Origin of the sequence: Candidatus Nitrosarchaeum limnium BG20 (genome assembly GCF_000241145.1) — an archaeon.
Classification (GTDB): Archaea; Thermoproteota; Nitrososphaeria; order Nitrososphaerales; family Nitrosopumilaceae; genus Nitrosarchaeum; species Nitrosarchaeum limnae.
The window spans coordinates 1-16432 of record NZ_AHJG01000068.1 but is presented as its reverse complement, the minus strand read 5'-3'; the positions used below and the strand labels follow the sequence as shown (position 1 = coordinate 16432).

Below are 16432 nucleotides of genomic sequence, written 5' to 3'. Positions count from 1 at the left end.
ATTTTAAATACAAAATTTTAATCCATCTTCAATTATTTGAATATGTACATTCAAATATTTCTATAGCATTCTATGGACAACTGAATTTTTAATATTAATGTTAAAATGACTTTATTGCACAATCGTTTTAGTTTTGTTAGTCTTTGGTAAAATTACTGAAAATGCAGATGGGTGATTTTTATAAATTAATTTTCCTCCGTGCTGCTCTACGATCATTTTACAAATTGCTAATCCTAAACCACTCCCATGTTGTTTTGTGGTAAACATAGGTTCATACATTTTACTTTGAACTACTTGACTAATTCCTTCTCCTGAATCTTCAAAGTAAATCTCTGTATTACTATCATTATTAAGAATTTTTATTGTAATGTATCCTTGATTTTTAATAGCTTCAAGAGCATTTTTCAAAATATTCACAAACACTGCTTCTAATTTTCGATTATCACACAAAATTGATGTGTCATCACCTTCAATTTTCACATTAACAGATGATGGAATATCTAAATTTTCAATTGATGCATTCAAAATATTTTTCAATGTGTTTTCTCTTAGATTAAGTTCAGACATTCTTACAAATTCTAATACGTCTTCAATGATATGAGTTATGTTGATAATTGCATCCGTGATTCTTTGTTGATGTTTAATCTTATCCATTACACTAAGATTTTGTGCTTGTGATAATATTTCATGAGATATTTTTAATTTGGTTAGTGGATTTCTTATATCATGTGCTAATCTTGATGTAAATTGTCCGATCATTGCCATTTTTTCTGTTCGCATCAAATCACTTGATTGTTCCTGAATTTTCTTTTCTAAGAAAATTTGTTTGATTGATAACTCTTTTTCTTTTTTAATTACTTTGCCCAGGTCAATTTTCAATAATTCATTTAGTTTACTATAATTAATTTTTTCAAGACTTACTGATTTTAATTCATTTTCTAGATGAGCGTTTTTTTCTTGATTGATTTTGTCATGTTTTCCACAAAAGAAATTTTTTCTTGTAATTGATGATTGACTTTTGTCATCTCCTGCACTCTCTCATTTGCCATTTTGTTCATTTCCTGCATACGGAAATCGTTTTCTTTAAGTTCCTTTTTTGCTAATTCTAAATCCTTTAGCGCATTTACTGAAATTTCAGCTAAATCTCGTAAAACAGGGTCGTTTTCTAATGGACTCCCAGATAACATTACTATTAATTTAAAATTTGTAGGTTATTACCTAAAGTCTGTCCAAAGCAAACAAACTTGTGCGTAAATTAAGTTAATATCTATGTCAACTGAGTTTTGTTTGATTGTTTTCATATTTGTCTTAAAGTAACAATGTATGAGTCAATCTATAGAAATTTCAACCAATATTAAAAAATCCCTTCAAAAAAGTGCTCCAGGCGTGTTAGATACATACAAATCATGTCTAGAACTTCTTGAAGATATAGAAATTAATGATTGATTTTTTGAATTCTTTTATTTATTCTATATTTTAAGCAGGATTTTTTGGAATTATTATTGAAAATACTGTAGGATTGCATTTAACAGATATTTTTCCTGCATGTGCATTAATTATTGTCTTAACACTGGATAATCCGAGTCCTGTGCCCTGTTGCTTTGTAGTAAACATTGGTTCAAATATTTTATCTATTATATGATCAGGAATTCCACTCCCAGAATCTTCAATTTCTATTATGGCAAATTCATCTGCATCTTTAAATCTGATTTTGATATTGCCATTTTCATTGATAGCTTGAATTCCATTAAGAATAATGTTTACCATAACAACAGAAATTCTCTTTTTATCACACATTACTTCAATATCCTTTTTTGGAAGTTCAAATCGTACTTTATTGGGTATGTGGATAGAATCTAATGCATCTGCTAGAATTTCTGATAGAGTATATTTTTCAAACATCATAGTATCGCTTCTTACAAAATCAAGAACATCCTCAATTTGATGAGTAATTCTGTCTATAGAACGATCAATCTTATCCATGTTTTTTAATTTTGCATCGTCTATTGAATACAAAATTTTGAGATTTTCTACGGCTGCACGTATAACTGATAGAGGATTTCGTATGTCATGTGCTATTCTAGATGATAATTCTCCTATTAGTTCAAATCGTTCCCTCATTACCTGAGTTTCTGTCCATTGTTTTTGATCAGTGATATCTGTTGATATGGAAATATACTGTTGAATATTTTCATTTGAATCAAAAATTGGTACTATTGTTGTTTTTTTCCAATAATACGTACCATCTTTGGCTTTATTTTTTATTTCACCATGCCAAATACATCCAGAGGATATTGTTTTCCACATATTTTCATAAAAATTCTCAGGATGAAAATCTGATTTTAAAATACGGTGATTTTTTCCAACAATCTCATGAGGAGAATATTTAGAAATCTGACAAAATTTGTTATTGATGTATGTAATATTTCCTTCTGCATCTGTAATTGAGACAATTGATGATTGATCCAAAGCATGGTGAATATTTTTTAAATTTTTTAGTTTAATGTCTAAATCAAATTTGCTGAAATCTGTTTTTTCTAAGGAATTACTCACACTTAAAAAATATACTTCAAGTATTTGATTATATCGCTAATACTGCTCTATTGTTAGCATAAGAAATTCATAAATCTTTAATGATTTTATGGTGAATAAAATTAATTTATTTTATATTAGCATTCATATTATTATTTTAATTTTTTATTCGGAGTATTAATTGAGTTAATCCTTCTATACTATGTTCAACCCCGTGTTCATCCATACAATGTTTTTGATATTTTTCAATAAATTCCAAGTCATTATCTGTAATTTCAAATTTGCAATCATATCCATAATTACTACAAGCTATTTTCTTCATGTTGTTAATTTGTATAATTGGATAAATTCTTGCGTTTGTTCAATTAACACAAATACATCTCATACTAATTGTGATCATCTACATTAATCGGTCCAATTTTTTTATTAAAAATATTACCTCCCCCGAGGGGAGTCGCAAGGGACGCGACATCCCATCGAGAGTATCGATGACAAATAGGATTATATGATTTAGTTAATTGGGTGTTGTATGTCTACTTTATTCACTCTGTTTATTTTTTAAAACTTTATAATTTGATCTTGAAAGATCATCTTTTAATCTTCAGTAATCAAAGTTACTTTTTTCTTTAAATTTTTTAGAAATTCACGGATTTGTTCATGTTGTTGAACTGTTTTATAAATTACGTATAGTTCATCATATGATAAATTTAATTTTTTCAAATCATCTTGAGATATACCATAATGATTTAAGACGGCCCAACAAGATATGGATCTATTTGGCTTTGTTACTACACAAGTACCTAGCTCAATGCATATCTTATACATACTATTATAATGAATTCGAATCATATACAATCACTGGAAAAATAAGCCTAAAATGAGTACCATTTTGGCATAAATCAAAAATATAGCTAAAAAAATTCCATCTAATTAGATTATAAAAAATACTGAATATCATATTAATATAAAAAAATCTCAACAAAAATTGTGAAAGAGTATGCATATGGTGCTGAAAAAGGAAATATCGAAAATGTGATATCGTGGTTAAACGAACAAGCCAGTTCAGATGGATTGAAACTCAATATTAAATCCGAAGATTATATTTTGTCAACTCAAAATTTTGGAGAATTTGAATTATTTTCCTTATCTGATGATTCTTTAACTGTTAGAAAATTAATTTCCAAGGCTGGAAAAAGATTTGGAATAAAGATGATCGAAGGTGGATATAAAGAAAAAGCTAGAATAATTCGTAGACGAAAATCTGATTATGCTAAGGTTCTCAAGGGTGATAAAGTGATAGGACATTTAGAATTAGAGTCTGCCCGATTTGGTAAACTAAAGTGGGAAGTAAAATCAGAAGAAAGGCGCTAGTAACTCTATTTGAAAGAATGAATTTTCTTAAAAATTACAGTATTGTTTTATTGTTATCTTATAGTTTCAGAACTCTGTGTAGCCGTAAGTATTCCATCATTAACATTTGTTCGTTTAATACTTACAAAAGATTTTGGCTCAATTTTCTTTAGTAAAAAATCTAACGAAAATGGTTTTTGAATTATCTGAAGAGATGCTTCTCTAGATCCTTCTTGGGATTTTAAAATGGTCTGTCCATATGCAGACAAAAAAACTACTTTTTGTTCTGGACATATCTTGCGTATTTTTTCATACACTTCTGAGCCATTCATTTTTGGCATGTCATGATCTAATAAAACACAATGATATGGAGATGATTTATCTTTTAAGACAACGCGTCTGTACCTTAACTCATTTGTAAATTTTTCAAGACATTTAGCACCATCATTAAAGATTGTTACTTTGTATCCTTTTGACTCTAAGAATTTTTTATACTGGGTTGCAGTAAATTTGTTGTCTTCTGCTATTAATAATTCAAGTTCCATACTTATCACTATTTTTTTAACTTAAGAGGATCTGTTTGTAAATATTAAGCTCATTTTTGGCATGTTGTAGTTCCATCTGATTTTTCATTATACAAATCAACTATTGCCTGAATATTACATTCTGAGATATACGGGTATGTCATATCAATAGTTGGCGCCATCAGATCTTCGGGTGCACTAGAATGTCCTAATCCAATAGCATGACCAAATTCATGTCTTGCAATTGTTTCTAGTTGATTAGACGAAAGTGCATTGACATTATAGATTGTAATGAATGCTTTTACAATATGATCACCTTCTAAAACTGTCTTTGTATATCCTGTATTCCCTGAACGATCTTTGATGTTTGAAAGTATTATGATGATGTCTCCATTTGCTTTATCTGAATTTGTAATTACAAAATTCTTAGGAATAGGTATCTTTGTGTCTGGTGTTGATTGTAAAGCTCCTTTCCATCCTAAATAATATGTAGAAAATGAATTTTTTGGACCTTTATGCAATAAAGAGTCATCAATATCCATAGTATCTGTAGATGTTATGGAATTTTTAATCAATTCAATTGATTCTTTAGGCATTGAAACAGGATTCAAAATATTAACACTCAATGTTGCACCTGGTAAAATATTCCAATATTTGTACAAATACATAGAATCACCCCTTAAATTTTCAACTTGATATTCCGTACTGAAAAGTCCAATTGGATTTAACAATTCTTCATTGTGACCTGATGATGTAGGTAATCCTGCAAAATATCCACCAAAAAATATCAAGATCCCTAACTGTGATAAGAGAACTGCCTTTTTATTTTTGATTTTTTGTGTTTTTAGACTAAATTTTTGGTATTTTTCTGATTTTAAATTGTGATGAAAATTACTCTTAAATGATAATCCCTTCTTAAACATTAAAAATTATTAGTCAAGAGATGTCGATATATTGAAGTTTGTTCACCGTGAACAATCTTTTGTAATTGTTTAATCTGAACAAAATGTTCTTTTTGTATCTACTTTGAACATCTAAAACATGCCTAAGAATAGAAAAATTATGCTTTCTTTAATCTTAATTATGTTATCTGTGATTATTATTATAAAAACTGAATATTCTAATGCTGTAAATGTGTCTGATGATTTTGAACAATACGGAATTTCGCAAATGCCTGAAACGAGATATTTTGATCAATATTCAGAATTAAGTGCTCCATCAAACACTGTTGTTGTTTATCCAATTCTTACTCAAACAGCTTATGAATGGAATAGTATTCATGATTTCTATACTCGAAATTGTGATGCATGTATTACTGTTAAAATAGATAAAGAGTATGACCCAATTTATTCAACTGGTGCAAATAGTTTTAGGATTTTAGAGTTTTTAGGTTATGATGTAATCGATGATGTATCTATTGATAAAGATCCAAATATTTTAAAAAAATACAACACGGTAATTTTACTTCATAGTGAATTTGTAACCCAAAATGAATTTTTTGCGATTACTAATCATCCTAATGTGATTTATTTGTATCCAGGCGCATTAAATTCTAAAGTTAAAATCAATTATGAGGATCAAACTATGACTTTGGAGCGAGGACCTTCATTTCCACAGTCTGAAATAAAAAATGGGTTTGATTGGATATATGATAATTCAGATATTTCAGAAAATAATACTTGTGATAACTGGACTTTTGAAATGATATATCATGGTTACATGCTAAATTGTACACCTGAATATCTTATTCAAGACAGTGAAGAATTACTAAAAGAAATTAAAAGATTAAGTGAACTTTAAATTTTTGATTAAAAACTTTACATATTTTCTTATAACAATATTTTTAGATATTAAATTACTTTGTTTTTTCTTTTTCATAAATATCACTACGCCACCAATTAATGCAGGGATAACTATTAACACAGGATCAAACCCTCCCATCTCTGGTTTTTTAAATGACTTGGTAGATTCTTCAGAAATATCTTGAGTAGTTGCATTCACTTTGACTATTTTAGATGCAAATGCAGATTGGATAGGTCCATTATCTATACTAGCTATAATTTTAACTGCATCTTTAGATGTTGCAATAACTGAGGCAATAGCTTCTCCAGTTGGCCCTGTTTTTTGATCTGAAATTGTGGTTATTCCACCTTCCAGCTCCCAATTAATATGGGCATTTTGTAATGGCATCCCATTTTGTTTTGCTTGAATGGACACAATAAATGAATCACCTTCGTTGACTATATTTTCACTAGAAATTTGTATTGACGGTGTAGCTTCTTCAACGGTAATTTCTTCACTATCTATAGGTAATCCTGCAGACACTAAAGAAACATCAGCTTTTCCAGGCATTTTTGGAGTTATCTCTAATTTAACAAAGCTTGAATTTTTAGGAATGATAACTTTATTGGGAAAATTAATCACAGTTGGATCTGAAGAAAAAATCTGTACTTCGATATCTTCATTTGCTTCTATGGGTAAACCTTGGGAATTTAATATTTGAATGGCAAAAGTATCCTTTACACCATTAAATAGATTATCTGAATAATCTAATTTTAATGAATCTGGTTTTGATGATGTGCTTGTAAGTGAAATAACTGTCTCAAACTCCCCAATATTTAATGTCACATCTTCTTCTCCTGCATCTAATGCTCTAACTGGAATTAAAATAAAATATGGAAAGATCTGCATTTTTGATTTATCTATTTGAAAATTTTTTGAGTCGGAAATTTGAATTTGACTAATCTCTGGAAATTTAAATAAATTACCATCTGATGATTCCATGTAAACAGTTATCCACCGTTCTTCATTATTTTGAATTGTATTTGAAACTAGATGTGTTTTTAATGATACTTCATCCCTGTTGAATCCCTGAATATTCAGAGAGATCGGTTTAAAGTTTTGAATTTGTGGTGCTATTTCTGAATCTAATGGGACAAAATACCCAACATCTCCGTAAACAAGTGTGGAGTCAGTTCCTTTTTTGACTATTGCTGTTTCAATATGAATAGATTTGTCCGATGTAGAAAATGGGATTATAATGTCCCGATTAGCAATCACAGGATGACCATTGGCATCTTCAAGATAAATAACTCCGATTAATTGTTCATTACCATTTGCTAGGCTTGATAATGGATAAAATTTTATTTCTTTATCGTCATATGCTTCACTATTCATTGTTTGAAATGTTTTTTCTACAACAACTAATGGATCTTGTGATGTAGCAGTTACAGTGTATGTGTTTTCCATTCCTTTTTGAATTGAGAATGTTGTTTCTCCCCATGTCTGTCCCTTTTTAATTTGAAAATAACCTATTCTAGTTAACGCATCTGATTCCTTACTCGTATTTACTAATTCAGAATCTGATGATATTTTAAAATGTATTGTGATATCACTTGTTGCTTCAATAAGTTTTCCATCAGAAAATAATTGCGCAATTAAATGAGTATTAGATGATTTAGATGAAGTAACAATTTCTGGAACTACTACGATTTCTATTGTCCTTTTAGGATTTTTTTCGACTGTAACTAATTCAGATGTTTCTAAATCATCTGTTTTTGCAGTTATTGTAACAATACCATCCTTCATACCAGTTATGATTTGTTTTGAGCTAAATTCTCCTTTTGAGATAATTATATTTGAATCACTTAGTGATATGATGCCTGATTTTGAATAACTAATTTTTACCAAATAATCTTTATCTGCTTTTACTGGTATCCCGTTTTCATTAGTCAATACCACTGTAACTATTCCTTGATTATTTTTTGCAATGTTTAACATATCTGGAAAAATATCCAAAGAAATATGTCTTGGGAGATTATTCCCATAAACTATGATTGGTATCTCTAATAATTTTGAACCTTCAACATAAACATAAAGTTGCGTTTCCCCCTCTTTTCTTGCATCTAGTTTTACAATGGTTTTATAGTCATGGATTTCTTGTGTATCTACTACATCAATGATGGATTTATCATGTGATTCCACTTTAAGATTGTTAATTTTTTCTAATTGTACTTGTCTTTGAACTGTTGTAAATAATTCCAGTATGACCGTATCATGTTCATGTATTTTATTGGGTAGTATATTATACTCAATTTCACTATTGTTCTCTATTGCAAAAGATTTCTCCACACATGTAAAAAATACTAAAAATATCAATCCCAATAATAATAATTTCATTGTAAAAATTACCACTAAAAGTGATATAATTTGCAGTTTACGCAACTTGAACGCACAAGTGGCTCAAATGAACAATCTATAGTTCAGGCAACTTGAACGCACAGAATGCTATTAGATTAAAAATCTCATCGAATCTAATGTCGGCAACATCTGCGCTAGTTAAATTCAAGATGGTCAATGGTCTTATCAGCAGTATTTTAGAGGAGAATGGCCTATCTTTAAAGTCATTATTCCAAAAATTACCCCCCATAGACGTTGAAACTAAGTCAAAAATTGAAAAATTACTAGAATCTCGAGAACGAATTAAAAATCAAATTAATGATATTCCCACCGATGATTTTACAGATGACTTGAATCTTGCAAATTATTTTCTGGCATGTAAAAAGTTTACAGAATCATTAAAGTATTATGAAAGTGCTCTTGTAAAAAACCCACAATCTTATTCGGCATTATGTAATAAGGGTCTCTGTCTTTATAATCTCTCTCAATTAGATGATGCGATTGAATGTTATGATGAAGCTCTCAAAACATATCATAATATTCCTGAAGCATTTTTAATGAAAGGTAAAATTTTATTATCGAAACAAAATATCCCAGAAGCAATTAATCAATTCTATCATGTTTTAGATCTGGAACCCGAAAACATAGAAGCAAAATTCTATTTGGGTAAATCATTAGTAGAGTCAAATCGCACTGAAAATGCTGTAAAAATTTTAGAATCAATTGTATCTAATAATGATCATCTGGAATCATTATTACTCTTAGGACAAATTGCAATAAAAAATAGCAACTCTCATAAAGGATTATCGTATTTAAATAAACTTTTAGAAGTTTCGCCTAATAACATAGATGCACATTTGCTTGTTGGAAAAATTAACATGAATGCTAAAATTATCAATGAAGCACTTGCTCATTTTGAAAAAGTCTTAGAAATTTCTCCTAACAACATAGAAACACATCTTTTATTAGGTCAAATTAAAATGGACGTAAACAATACAGATGAAGCACTTGCTCATTTTGAAAAAGTCTTAGAAATTTCTCCAAATCACATGGATGGATTAAATTCTAAGATAATTTTATTAGAAAAATTAGGTAAGGTGGATGAAGCAATAGAATACTGTGAACGTTTTGCTGCATCTTTGCCTGATCCTACTGAACAACTATTGAAAAAAGGTATTCTGTTGTTTAATAACAATAGAATCAGTGAAGCATTAGTATGTTTTAATGATATCTTGGGAAAATCTAATAACAATAATGTAGCTCTATTGTACAAAGCAAAAATTTTTACTTTAAAACAAGAATTTCAAGAAGCTCTGTCTTGCATTGATCTTATTTTAAAATACGATCAATCTAATCTTGATGCAATTGAATGTGCATCAGAATTATCTTTAAAAGTTGGAGATTACGAGAATGCTCTTTTATACTATGATCAAATTTTATCCAAATTACCACATTCAAAGTCCTTTTTAGAAAAAAAATCTCGGGTATTGTCTATTCTTGGACGTCATGAAGAATCTGGACAAATTTATTCAGAATTGTTTAATCTAGATAAAACAAATATCTCTATATTATGTGAACTTGGAAAAATTCATCTTATTTTACACAATTATGAAAAAGCTATAGAAATTTTTGATAATGCACTGAAGAAAAACCCATTTAATTCTAACCTCCTTTATAAAAAATCTCTGGCATTTTTTTCTTTACAAAAATATGATGCCTCAATACTTTGTCTTGAAAAAATCTCAGAATCTGATTCTCTATATGATTATGCACAATATCAAAAATCAAAAATTCAAATGATACGTGGAAATACTAAACAATCTATGGAAATATTATCGAAATTGATAAAATCGAATAATGTTTTTAAATATATGGCAGCAAATGAAATACTTTTTGAGAGTATAGCAGATACTTACATGTTTAAAGAATTAACAAAATAAAAAATAAAAATTAAATGGAAGATACCATTTCCATCGGTTTTGATTTTTTCCACATGTGGGTACATAAACTGAACATGTTTTCTACCATTTCTTCAGAATTTGTATACATGATTGAGTCCACTTCGTCAATTAGATCCATGGATTCTTTCATTGCACCGGACATGATTAACTGTCGTTTTGATTCCACTATCATTCTACTTTTTGATGGGAGTTTTCCTATTCTAACTTCTGTAGCACCCAATTGATTGATAATTTCCATTGTTTTAGCGTTGCATTCGTTTGTGATGATTTTGATATCGGCTCCATCATTAACGCGTGCATGGATTTTATCTGGTATGGATGTGTGATACATCCTCATCAAATCTTCTGATGTAGTAACCAAAAATATCTTGTTTGTAGACTCTTGAATCAGTTTTCCAATTCTAGTGTAGATGTTTGATCTTCCTTGTACAATTGAAAATGAAGACAAATCAGTTGGAGTTGTTTCTCTTTCATAATTGTTAAGATTTTCTACTAGAGTTCTTGCTAATTTTTGAAGCATGATTATCTCGTCTTCTTTTTTCTGAATCACACTTGTTAATGCTTCAGATGGTTGAACAGCATTTACAATTGTAGGATTTGAAAAAGTAGTTGAGATAACACCCATGTTTCTTAGCTTGTTTAAAGATCTGTATGCTTTACCTCTATCTACATCCAGTTTTTGTGCCATTGTGCCAACAGTTACAGAACCCATTTGAAGTAAACCAACGTAGATTTTTGCATCGATTTCTTCTAACCCAAAATGAAATAGTGAAGTGTAAATTTCATCTTTGCTTACCATTTTACATTCCTCTCTTTATTTGGGTGATATTTATTTCTGATCTACCTTGCGTGACTATGCTCAGTTGATACTGCGGTTTATTTGTCATCATACGTATAAAGAAAATTTGCATAATTAGATATTGTATGTATATGTTAAACAAACATCAAATTACTTGAAATTGTATGTTCACCATAAACACACTCTAGGATATACCCAAACCACACTATTCTCTAAGTAATGAAATTACAACGAAAGGGAACACGACATTCTCATCGTGGAGTCATTGGTGTAGAGTCTGCAATAGTTATGATTGCATTTGTAATCGTAGCAGCAGCCTTGGCATTTGTTGTACTAAACATGGGATTCTCTACTACACAAAAGACAAAACAAGCAATTGTATCTAGTACTGATGAGGCAAGCAGCGCATTAGAAATTGCAGGCAAAATAATTGGTTCGGGACACATTACTGCAGGAAAGTTAAATGCAACAGCTGTTCCAATCAAAATAGTATCTGGTGGGGCATCCATAAATCTCAATCCACAGAATGCAGCCATTCGTTATTTGAGTAATAATGTAGAACATGGAAATATCTATGTCGGAGCATTGCCTACTGGTGTATATGATACATTATCCGATGCTATGGACGGAGCAATATCTGCAGGTTATATTTCTGCAAATCCAGTAAATGGTGGTGGTCCAAATTCGACATCTGCTGTGTTCTATTTCAACGTGAATAGAAATAACAACTTCATTTTAGATCAAGGTGAACATGGAATGATGGCAATTGCATTTGAAGCATCTGAAAGACCACAATCATTAGACGTGATAAGGGCTGAAATAATTTTGCCTACAGGTGCACCATTAACAGTTGAACGTACTGTTCCAAACATCTCGTCTATAGTAGTAGATCTTGGTTAATCTCAAAAATTAGTCAAGTAAATTACTTTTTTATTTAGTTTATTTTGATCAAACAATACTAAAAATTACAAATATCAAATGTTATTATCATGACTATGCTGTTTATACTATTGATTGCGATTACTTTTGTACCCATTCTCTTATCTCCTGCATTTGCAGAAAACACATGGACTGTTTTTTTAAGTCAATATGATGGTACATCTCATAAAGAATTATTTTCCCCTATTGAACTTCCAATAAAATCAGGAGATACAGTAACCTGGGAAAACCATGATTCTACAAACCACAAAATAACTAGTGGAATTCCAAAATTTCCTGAATCATCGGGAAAATTTTTCTCTACTTCTATTTTAAAGCCTGGACAAAGTGAAAGTGTAAAATTGGAACATACTGATTATGGGGCATATTATTATTTTTGCGAAATTCACCCATGGTTTACAGGAAAAATCTTTTTTGAAGAATTCTCACCGTATAATTCTACCAATGAACTCTCTGTAGAGGTTGATAAAAATAGAAAATTAATGATAAAAGGAAATGTGGACTCAGATTTTGGGACTTTACCTTATGAAATTTTAATATATGATAGTAAAAATAATTTAATTTCTCATACAGTAAAATCGTTTAACAAGGATGCCACATTTGAAAATATAATTGATACGTCAAGTTCTGTATGGTCACATGATAGTAACTATGTCTTAAAATTAGTATATGGTGTACCAAGTGAAGCTACATCAAAAACTTTCAAAATACCAATTATGACAAATAAAGATCTACAGCTGAAATCTAAGGAATTATGTCAGAATAAGGATAAAAAATCTAATTTTCTTCTTGAACAAGTTACCTTGCCATATTGGTATAAAGACACTCTTTGTTGGTTTGCAAGTGATCTAATCTCATCCCAAGAAGTATCAGATGGTTTAGTTTTTTTTACTAAATCCAATATGTCTTAATTTTGATGTGTTTAGTCTGTTTGATCACCATAAACACACTCTAGGATATACCCAAACCACACTATTCTCTAAGTAATGAAATTACAACGAAAGGGAACGCGACATTCTCATCGTGGAGTCATCGGTGTAGAGTCTGCAATAGTTATGATTGCATTTGTAATCGTAGCCGCAGCCTTGGCATTTGTTGTACTAAACATGGGATTCTCTACTACACAAAAAGCAAAGACCACCATTCTTTCAGGATTGGCAGAATCAAGTAGCAGCCTAGAAGTTTCAGGCAAAATTACAGGAGTTGGTTGTACTACATCAGGTACATGTGCAACAACACCAGTACTCAATGCAACTGCAATACCAATCAAGATAACATCTGGTGGAGATTCAGTTGAATTATCTGCAGCAACAACAACTGTAAGCTATGTCAGTAATTCAATACAATACACTGACATTTATGCAGGACCACTTGCAGCTACAACTGAATACAGATCATTGTCAGACGCATTTGATGGAGCTGCATCAGCTTCACTAACAGGCTTTACTGGCAGACAACCAATTACAGGTGCAGTAGCATCACAAACAAGCGCATTTGTTTATTGGTCTGTAACATCAAACACCAATGCAATACTGGATCAAGGTGAGCATGCAGTCTTAGCAGTAGGATTTGCTTCAGCAGACAGACCAGCTGCTTTAGATAAAATCAGAGCAGAAATTATTGTATCAACTGGTGCTTCATTGACAGTAGAAAGACAAGTTCCAAACATCACTACTAGCGTAGTAGACCTAGGTTAAACCAGTTCTCTGGTTTATCCATTTTTCTTCTTTTTAATTTTAAAACTAAATTAGTCTGTTTAACTTACACACACTTGATTATATACTATCAATCTCAATTTAAAAATCAGTGAATTTACAAAGAACACAACATTCTCATCGTGGAGTCATTGGTGTAGAGTCTGCAATAGTTATGATTGCATTTGTAATCGTAGCCGCAGCCTTGGCATTTGTTGTACTAAACATGGGATTCTCTACTACACAAAAAGTAAAAACGATAACTACATCCAGTCTTGAAGAAGCAAGCAGTGCCATGGAAATTTCAGGCACTGTGTATGGAATTGGATGCACTAGTTCAGCATCTGGTTGTGATGCTACACAAAAAATTAATGCAACAATAATTCCAATAAAAATAGCTGCTGGTGGAAATCTCGTAAATTTTGCTCCAGACATAACAGCAATTAGCTTTTTTACAAAAGATGTTGAGTATACAAATATCTATGCAGGAACAATAACTACAGATGAATACAAACAACCAGTCCTTGCATTTAGACAAGCTGCACTTGAAGCAGGCTCTGCATTTGATGCATTTAATGGAGCAAATCCGATTAACGGCACACTACCAAGTGAAACTACTGCATTTGTTTACTGGCCAAAAAGACTCAATACAAACAGTATTTTAGAAGCAGGTGAGCATGCAGTCTTAGCAGTAGGATTTGCAGATACTGATAGACCTTTAGCACATCAGAAAATCAGTATTGAAATAATGTTATCAGATGGTGGAACTTTAACCATTGATAGAATCATCCCTAACATTACTCGAGAAAATGTAGACTTTGGATAATCTAAAGAAAAATCTTTTTTCAAAAAGTTGTTCTAATTTAATGTCAATACTAGTGTTTGATCACCATAAACACACTCTAGGATATACCCAAACCACACTATTCTCTAAGTAATGAAATTACAACGAAAGGGAACGCGACATTCTCATCGTGGAGTCATCGGTGTAGAGTCTGCAATAGTTATGATTGCATTTGTAATCGTAGCCGCAGCCTTGGCATTTGTTGTACTAAACATGGGATTCTCTACTACACAAAAAGCAAAGACATCAATAATTTCTAGTCTAGAGGAAGCTAGTAGCTCAATGCAAGTAGCCGGAAAAGTAATCGCAGGAGGAGACGTCGGTAACGCATGGATCCACACTGTAGGAATACCAATCAAGATTGCATCAGGCGGTGACATAGTAAACTTGAGTAACTCAACAATGGCAGTAAAATATGTCAGCAATGACATAAACTACGACGACATCTATGTAGGTGCAATGAACGGAGAATACAAAAGCCTATCATCTGCTGCAGCAGCAGCATTAGCTGATAGCTCTGGCGATATGGTAGATATTGACGCAAATCCATTTTCATCAGGATTGTCAACAAATACCCGTGCATACATTTACTTTGCTCAAGAAGTCAATAGCAACGAAATACTAGAACAAGGTGAAACTGCAGTACTTGCAATCACATTCAAATCAGGTGATACACCACAAGTACTAGATAAAATCAAAGCAGAAATAATCATTCCAACAGGAGCTGCATTGACCGTAGAGAGACAGATTCCACCAATCACAACAAGCATAGTAGACTTGGGCTAGGAGATTAAAATGCTCCACCCACCAGCTTTTTTCTTAAAATTTTTTTAAACGAAAGTAATCAAAAAATCCTTCTAGTATCATCATTTGCAACATATTTTCTAGTCGTATACGAATTATTTCCATTTCTTATATTTGAAGGAGATAATTTTCTATATGCACTAATACTTCCATTAGTGGGATTAGGAATAGGATTAAGTTATAAAAAAATTCCACTGAAAATTTTTTCATCAAAAAATATATCAACAAAAGAAAAAAAAGTCCAAAAAGAATCTACTGAAAATGATTCAATCGAAAATATGGTTGAATCATATAATGAATCTGATAAAACCATAACATCGGATGGAACAATAGGTAATTCTGAAATTGAAGCAATGTTAGCAAAAACAAATTCTGAGAAACCTACAGAAGAAACATCAGATATAGAGTCATTGTTAGCTGGAGCAGAATATAATACATCAGATACATCAAATGATCAAAATCTTGATACACATTTGATGATATTGGAAAAAATTGAACCGTTAGAAAATACCATGAATACATTCAAGATGGATTTTGATCAATTCAAGCAAGATCTTACTATGGTGAAAGAAGAAGTCGATGCACTGTCCTCCTCTTTTGAAAGTACTATGACGGAAATAAAATGCATTACAACTGATTTTAATAATCCTCTTAATTTTATGACTAATGATACAATCAAAAACAATATTCAAACAATTAACATAGATCAACTAAAACAACAATCAATCAAAGAACCAACACCAGTGATAGAACCAATCAAAGAACCAACACCAGTGATAGAACCAATCAAAGAACCAACACCAGTG

The 16432-nt window shown here is 30.9% G+C and carries 18 protein-coding genes and 1 pseudogene; 10 read left to right on the top strand and 9 right to left on the bottom strand.

Translation table 11 applies throughout. From position 1 onward, the window contains the following. Nucleotides 1-111: 111 nt before the first annotated feature. Together BG20_RS02305 and BG20_RS13035 are read right to left on the bottom strand one after the other, a co-directional pair. Nucleotides 112-879 (bottom strand): sensor histidine kinase, encoded by a 768-nt coding sequence (locus BG20_RS02305; RefSeq protein ID WP_010190364.1) that lies wholly within the window; start codon nt 877-879, stop codon nt 112-114. A gap of 59 nt (nt 880-938) precedes the next feature. Next, nucleotides 939-1187, bottom strand: a complete 249-nt coding sequence (locus BG20_RS13035; RefSeq protein WP_010190362.1) for a hypothetical protein — start codon at nt 1185-1187, stop codon at nt 939-941. 136 nt (nt 1188-1323) lie between these two features. Here BG20_RS13035 and BG20_RS13750 point away from each other — a divergent pair, with 136 nt between their 5' ends. After that, nucleotides 1324-1446, top strand: coding sequence for a hypothetical protein (locus tag BG20_RS13750; protein WP_256359083.1), 123 nt, complete (start codon nt 1324-1326; stop codon nt 1444-1446). Between the two features lie 30 nt (nt 1447-1476). On the opposite strand, the gene BG20_RS02300 is transcribed toward BG20_RS13750, so the two are convergent. The 3 genes from BG20_RS02300 to BG20_RS02295 all read right to left on the bottom strand — a co-directional run bounded on the left by BG20_RS02300 (nt 1477) and on the right by BG20_RS02295 (nt 3357). Next, entirely contained in the window at nt 1477-2553 is a 1077-nt protein-coding gene (locus tag BG20_RS02300) for a two-component system sensor histidine kinase NtrB (protein ID WP_010190360.1), read from the bottom strand. Between the two features lie 136 nt (nt 2554-2689). Beyond that, nucleotides 2690-2854, bottom strand: coding sequence for a DUF1059 domain-containing protein (locus tag BG20_RS11800; protein ID WP_081477518.1), 165 nt, complete (start codon nt 2852-2854; stop codon nt 2690-2692). 272 nt (nt 2855-3126) lie between these two features. Beyond that, a complete protein-coding gene (locus tag BG20_RS02295; RefSeq protein ID WP_010190358.1) occupies nt 3127-3357 on the bottom strand; it encodes a hypothetical protein in 231 nt (76 codons plus the stop codon). 162 nt (nt 3358-3519) lie between these two features. Between BG20_RS02295 and BG20_RS02290 the strand changes: the two genes are divergently transcribed. Beyond that, nucleotides 3520-3903, top strand: coding sequence for a hypothetical protein (locus BG20_RS02290; protein ID WP_010190356.1), 384 nt, complete (start codon nt 3520-3522; stop codon nt 3901-3903). 53 nt (nt 3904-3956) lie between these two features. On the opposite strand, the gene BG20_RS02285 is transcribed toward BG20_RS02290, so the two are convergent. Beyond that, on the bottom strand, nt 3957-4427 hold the full coding sequence (locus BG20_RS02285) for a response regulator (protein WP_010190353.1): 471 nt from the start codon (nt 4425-4427) through the stop codon (nt 3957-3959). A 50-nt stretch (nt 4428-4477) separates the two neighbouring features. Continuing rightward, nucleotides 4478-5197, bottom strand: a complete 720-nt coding sequence (locus tag BG20_RS02280) for a M57 family metalloprotease (RefSeq protein ID WP_238527459.1) — start codon at nt 5195-5197, stop codon at nt 4478-4480. A gap of 292 nt (nt 5198-5489) precedes the next feature. Here BG20_RS02280 and BG20_RS02275 point away from each other — a divergent pair, with 292 nt between their 5' ends. Continuing rightward, nucleotides 5490-6206, top strand: a complete 717-nt coding sequence (locus BG20_RS02275) for a hypothetical protein (RefSeq protein ID WP_238527458.1) — start codon at nt 5490-5492, stop codon at nt 6204-6206. Here the strand turns inward: BG20_RS02275 and BG20_RS02270 are convergent. Beyond that, on the bottom strand, nt 6192-8585 hold the full coding sequence (locus BG20_RS02270) for an Ig-like domain-containing protein (protein WP_048096993.1): 2394 nt from the start codon (nt 8583-8585) through the stop codon (nt 6192-6194). The two genes, BG20_RS02275 and BG20_RS02270, sit on opposite strands and share 15 nt — an antisense overlap. A 137-nt stretch (nt 8586-8722) precedes the next feature. On the opposite strand from BG20_RS02270, the gene BG20_RS02265 reads away from it, so the two are divergent. Continuing rightward, nucleotides 8723-10525, top strand: coding sequence for a tetratricopeptide repeat protein (locus tag BG20_RS02265; protein ID WP_010190345.1), 1803 nt, complete (start codon nt 8723-8725; stop codon nt 10523-10525). A 10-nt stretch (nt 10526-10535) separates the two neighbouring features. On the opposite strand, the gene BG20_RS02260 is transcribed toward BG20_RS02265, so the two are convergent. Beyond that, a complete protein-coding gene (locus BG20_RS02260; protein WP_007401635.1) occupies nt 10536-11345 on the bottom strand; it encodes a TrmB family transcriptional regulator in 810 nt (269 codons plus the stop codon). Between the two features lie 219 nt (nt 11346-11564). Between BG20_RS02260 and BG20_RS02255 the strand changes: the two genes are divergently transcribed. The 6 genes and pseudogenes from BG20_RS02255 to BG20_RS02230 all read left to right on the top strand — a co-directional run. Beyond that, entirely contained in the window at nt 11565-12245 is a 681-nt protein-coding gene (locus BG20_RS02255) for an archaellin/type IV pilin N-terminal domain-containing protein (RefSeq protein ID WP_010190343.1), read from the top strand. An 89-nt stretch (nt 12246-12334) separates the two neighbouring features. Continuing rightward, entirely contained in the window at nt 12335-13195 is an 861-nt protein-coding gene (locus BG20_RS02250) for a cupredoxin domain-containing protein (RefSeq protein ID WP_010190341.1), read from the top strand. 75 nt (nt 13196-13270) lie between these two features. After that, nucleotides 13271-13981 (top strand): archaellin/type IV pilin N-terminal domain-containing protein, encoded by a 711-nt coding sequence (locus BG20_RS02245; RefSeq protein ID WP_010190339.1) that lies wholly within the window; start codon nt 13271-13273, stop codon nt 13979-13981. Between the two features lie 109 nt (nt 13982-14090). Then, on the top strand, nt 14091-14804 hold the full coding sequence (locus BG20_RS02240; protein WP_010190337.1) for an archaellin/type IV pilin N-terminal domain-containing protein: 714 nt from the start codon (nt 14091-14093) through the stop codon (nt 14802-14804). A 111-nt stretch (nt 14805-14915) separates the two neighbouring features. Then, entirely contained in the window at nt 14916-15608 is a 693-nt protein-coding gene (locus tag BG20_RS02235) for an archaellin/type IV pilin N-terminal domain-containing protein (protein WP_010190335.1), read from the top strand. A 173-nt stretch (nt 15609-15781) separates the two neighbouring features. Next, nucleotides 15782-16432: pseudogene (locus tag BG20_RS02230) on the top strand (hypothetical protein); the annotation flags it as partial.

What these genes read in the sequence shown, in the direction of transcription:
- BG20_RS13035 (WP_010190362.1), bottom strand. Translation starts at nt 1,187, where the DNA reads ATGTTATCTGGGAGTCCATTAGAAAACGACCCTGTTTTACGAGATTTA.
- BG20_RS13750 (WP_256359083.1), top strand. Translation starts at nt 1,324, where the DNA reads ATGAGTCAATCTATAGAAATTTCAACCAATATTAAAAAATCCCTTCAA.
- BG20_RS11800 (WP_081477518.1), bottom strand. Translation starts at nt 2,854, where the DNA reads ATGAAGAAAATAGCTTGTAGTAATTATGGATATGATTGCAAATTTGAA.
- BG20_RS02295 (WP_010190358.1), bottom strand. Translation starts at nt 3,357, where the DNA reads ATGTATAAGATATGCATTGAGCTAGGTACTTGTGTAGTAACAAAGCCA.
- BG20_RS02285 (WP_010190353.1), bottom strand. Translation starts at nt 4,427, where the DNA reads ATGGAACTTGAATTATTAATAGCAGAAGACAACAAATTTACTGCAACC.
- BG20_RS02275 (WP_238527458.1), top strand. Translation starts at nt 5,490, where the DNA reads ATGTTATCTGTGATTATTATTATAAAAACTGAATATTCTAATGCTGTA.
- BG20_RS02270 (WP_048096993.1), bottom strand. Translation starts at nt 8,585, where the DNA reads ATGAAATTATTATTATTGGGATTGATATTTTTAGTATTTTTTACATGT.
- BG20_RS02265 (WP_010190345.1), top strand. Translation starts at nt 8,723, where the DNA reads ATGTCGGCAACATCTGCGCTAGTTAAATTCAAGATGGTCAATGGTCTT.
- BG20_RS02260 (WP_007401635.1), bottom strand. Translation starts at nt 11,345, where the DNA reads ATGGTAAGCAAAGATGAAATTTACACTTCACTATTTCATTTTGGGTTA.
- BG20_RS02255 (WP_010190343.1), top strand. Translation starts at nt 11,565, where the DNA reads ATGAAATTACAACGAAAGGGAACACGACATTCTCATCGTGGAGTCATT.
- BG20_RS02250 (WP_010190341.1), top strand. Translation starts at nt 12,335, where the DNA reads ATGACTATGCTGTTTATACTATTGATTGCGATTACTTTTGTACCCATT.
- BG20_RS02245 (WP_010190339.1), top strand. Translation starts at nt 13,271, where the DNA reads ATGAAATTACAACGAAAGGGAACGCGACATTCTCATCGTGGAGTCATC.
- BG20_RS02235 (WP_010190335.1), top strand. Translation starts at nt 14,916, where the DNA reads ATGAAATTACAACGAAAGGGAACGCGACATTCTCATCGTGGAGTCATC.